Source organism: Promicromonospora sp. NPDC057138 (assembly GCF_042670845.1).
GTDB lineage: Bacteria > Actinomycetota > Actinomycetes > Actinomycetales > Cellulomonadaceae > Promicromonospora.
Genome location: NZ_JBHUUX010000131.1, coordinates 1 through 3,403, shown reverse-complemented (window position 1 = coordinate 3,403; position 3,403 = coordinate 1). Strand labels below are relative to the sequence as shown.

The 3,403-nt window shown below is 74.3% G+C and carries 3 protein-coding genes; 2 read left to right on the top strand and 1 reads right to left on the bottom strand.

Translation table 11 applies throughout. The annotated features are described in order from the left end of the window. Positions 1 to 101 precede the first annotated feature (101 nt). Positions 102 to 1,187 carry a septum formation family protein gene (locus tag ACFT2C_RS28980; protein WP_377210563.1) on the top strand — a complete coding sequence of 362 codons (1,086 nt, stop codon included), beginning with the start codon at positions 102 to 104 and terminating at the stop codon, positions 1,185 to 1,187. Positions 1,188 to 1,243: 56 nt separating this feature from the next. Here ACFT2C_RS28980 and ACFT2C_RS28975 read toward each other — a convergent pair whose 3' ends face one another. Next, the gene (locus ACFT2C_RS28975) at positions 1,244 to 1,699 is read right to left on the bottom strand and encodes a DUF3017 domain-containing protein (RefSeq protein ID WP_377210562.1); all 456 of its coding nucleotides are present in this window, start codon (positions 1,697 to 1,699) and stop codon (positions 1,244 to 1,246) included. A 109-nt stretch (positions 1,700 to 1,808) separates the two neighbouring features. On the opposite strand from ACFT2C_RS28975, the gene ACFT2C_RS28970 reads away from it, so the two are divergent. Beyond that, positions 1,809 to 3,326: an NAD(P)/FAD-dependent oxidoreductase gene (locus ACFT2C_RS28970; protein WP_377210561.1), complete on the top strand. Its 1,518-nt coding sequence runs from the start codon at positions 1,809 to 1,811 to the stop codon at positions 3,324 to 3,326. The last annotated feature ends 77 nt before the right edge of the window (positions 3,327 to 3,403 follow it).

Genomic DNA, 3,403 nt, shown 5'->3' with positions numbered 1-3,403 from the left:
GTAGTCCGAACTACCGACCACCTGACGTTCTGCCGATGACTCGTCCGGTCCGGGGAGCTCTGCTTCCGGGGCCGTGGTCGACGACGCTACGATCGCGCACCATGGCCGATACGAAGCAGACGCCCGGGGACGCGACGGAACCGGACCTGACGGATCCGGAGACGGCGAACCCGGACGACGCCGTGGAGGCCGCAGCGTCGCCGGAACCGGCTGCTGAGGACGGCGAGGCTCCTGCGGGAGACGCTCCCCAGGCCGCTCACGAGCATGACGCCGCCGAGGACGAGTCCGGCCTGCCGTACCCGACTCGGGTCGGCTGGGTGGTCGCCGCGTTCCTGCTCTTCTGGCCGCTCGCGATCCCCGCACTCGTGCAGTCCATGCGCACCGCCGAGGCCAACGGCACCGGGAACGCCCGCCGCGCGAAGAAGGCCTCGGTGCACACCCTCGACTTCGCCCTGGGCGCGGTGACACTGGGCGTGCTGGGCATCGTCGGCCTGGCGATCGGCATCGCGGCCGCGCCCACGTACGCGTCGTCGCTCCCCGCGGGTTTCGTCGCGGCGGCCAAGTCGTTCGTCCCGCCGGCCCTGGCTGGCCCGCTGGGCATCACGCTGCCCGACGACGGCGCCCCGCTCGCCGCCCCGACGTCGTCTCCCGCGCCGACGGACGACCTGTATGCCACGGCGATCCCCGACCTGCCGTCCGACCTGTACAGCGAGCCCCCGGCGGACGGCTCCACCCCCGGACCGCTGCCCGAGACCGGCGACCCGGAGCCTGCCGACGAGCAGGCCCCGCCGGACACGACGGCCACGGCCGGGGCGGAGATTCCCGACCTGCAGGTGGGCGACTGCATCGACACGAACGCGACGTCGGGCCAGACCACCCTGTACCGGATTCCCGTGGTGCCCTGCACCACCGCGCACGGCGGCGAGATCTATGCCGAGACGACGGCGCCCGACAGCCTCGCCGGGAACCGCTCGACGCCTACCCAGCAGGCGCTGTGGGACGCCGCGGACGCGTACTGCTACCCGCAGTTCGCGAAGTTCGTAGGCATGCGGTGGGCCAAGTCGGAGCTGCTGTACTGGCCGATCGCGCCGTCAGAGGAGAGCTGGGCCGAGGGCGACCGCCGCATCCTGTGCGTGGTCGAGTCGGAGCAGCCGGTGACGGGGTCCCTCGGCGGCGCGGAGCGCTGACCCGCCGGGCGGGCACGCCCGCCGGACGTCGGATGCTGGGCGTCAGATGCCGGGCGTCAGATGCTGGGCGTCGCTACGGCAAGGATGCCGATCAGCACCGCCGTCGCGCCGTACAGCACGATGTCGACGGTCCGCGTGCGGATGACGAGCCCCACCGGGTTGTCGAGCACCGCGCGGAAGATCGCGCACACCACGAGGACCACGCCGATCCCGATCGCCCCGGCGCGGGCGCCGGCGACCATCCCGAGCGCGACCGAGATAGCCACGCCCACGAGAACGAGCCAGATCGCGAGGTTGCTGCGCTGCAGCTCGGGGAGGGTCATGTCGGAGGCCTCGCCGCTGAGCGGCTCACTGCGGTCGAGCTCCTGGCTGGTCGTCTGGCTGGTCGGGGCCGTAGCCAGTCCCGCCTGTCCGGTGCGTTCGAGCGTAGCCGTTCCGGCCGGGGCCGGCTCGAGGAGCGTCGTGGCGCCACCCCGTGCGCCGGAGGCGGTCCGCGTCTCACTGAGATCCACGCCACGAGGGTACAACCGAAACGTCGCGATTCTGCAGACCCGTGACCTGCTTGCAACCTGAATCATGGTCCGTTCCCAGGTTGGCGGCCTGCGAGCTACCGTGAGATCCATGCCCTCGCCTTCAGCACAGAGTCCCAGCAGCGTCGTCATCGTGGGTGCGGGTCTGGCGGGGGCACAAACGGCGGCGGCCTTGCGCAAGCACGGTTTCGAGGGCCACCTGACGGTGCTCGGCGCGGAGGGTCTGCCGCCCTACGACCGTCCGCCGCTGTCCAAGGAGCTGCTCAAGCGCACCGAGCCGGTCTGGCTCGCCGACGATCTCGGCATCGACCTGACCGCTCTCGCCGACGACCTCCGGCTCGCCGACCCGGCCGTCCGCCTCGAGGTGGACCGGGAGCGGGCGGTGGTGCGGACGTCGTCGGGCGACGACGTCGTGGCGGACGCCGTCGTGCTGGCCTGCGGCAGCGCGCCCATCCGCCCCGCGGGCTGGGACGCCGCCGTCACGCTGCACACCGCCACCGACGCCGAGCGGCTGCGGGCCGCCCTCGTGCTCGGGACGCGCCTCGTCGTGGTGGGCGCCGGCTGGATCGGGGCGGAGGTCGCGGGGGTCGCGGCGGGCGCTGGCGCGCGCGTCACGGTCGTTGAGGCGGGTCCGGTGCCGCTGGAGCGGCAGCTCGGCCGGAAGGTCGGCGGCCTGCTCGCCCCCTGGTACGACGACGCCGGGGTCACCCTGGTCACGGGCGTCGCCGTCGACCAGGTGCTGCCCGGGACGCGCGAGGACGCGCAGGACGGCGCGCGCGTGACGCTCGCCGACGGGCGGGTGCTGGAGGCCGACCTGGTGCTGGCCGCGGTGGGTGCGCGCCCGGCGTCGGGCTGGCTCGCCGGTTCGCTGCCGCTGGAGTCGAACGGCGGGCTGCGGGTCAACCGCGCGGGCCGGTTCATGGGGCTGCACTCCCCCACGGACCCGGCGGGCAGGCTGCACCTGGACGCCCTGCGCCGCGTCTGGGCGGTCGGCGACATCGCGACGCGCGAGCACCCGGTGTTCGGGCCGGTCCCGGGCGGGCACTGGTCGGCAGCCCTGCACGACCCCGACGCCACCGTGCGGGCCCTGCTCGGCCTCGACGAGCGCGCTGCGGAGCCGGAGCACGTGCGCGCCCGGCTCGGGCTCGAACCGGTCGCGGCGCACGCACCGTACGTCTTCTCGCAGCAGCTCGGGCACGACCTGGCGCTGTTCGGCGTGCCGTCCCCGTTCGACGAGGTGGTGCTGCGCGGTGCGCCGGGTGTGGCGGGCGGGCAGAGCGCAGCGGGCGGGCAGAGCGCAGCGGGCGGGCCGGGTGCGACGGGCAGGCCGAGTGCGACGGGCGGGCCGGGCGCGACGGGCGGCGCTGTGGCGGGCAGGCCGACCGCGGGTGGCGGCTGGGCCGCGCTCTACCTGGAGAACGCGCTGGACCGGCACCCCCGCCGCACCCCGGACGGCCACCGCGTGGCGACCGTCCGGGCCGTGCTGCTCGTCGACTCCCCGCGCGAGGTCGGCCAGGTGCGCAAACTGATGAACCGCAGCGTGCCGCTAGAGGTAGACCTGACCCGCGCTCTGGACCCCAAGACAAAGCTCAAGGACGCGCTGGCCTGACCCCGTTCGCCGAAGTAGAGCGCCTGTCCGGACACCCGCTCTACCTCGCGGTGCCCGGGTGCGCGAGGTAGAGCGGG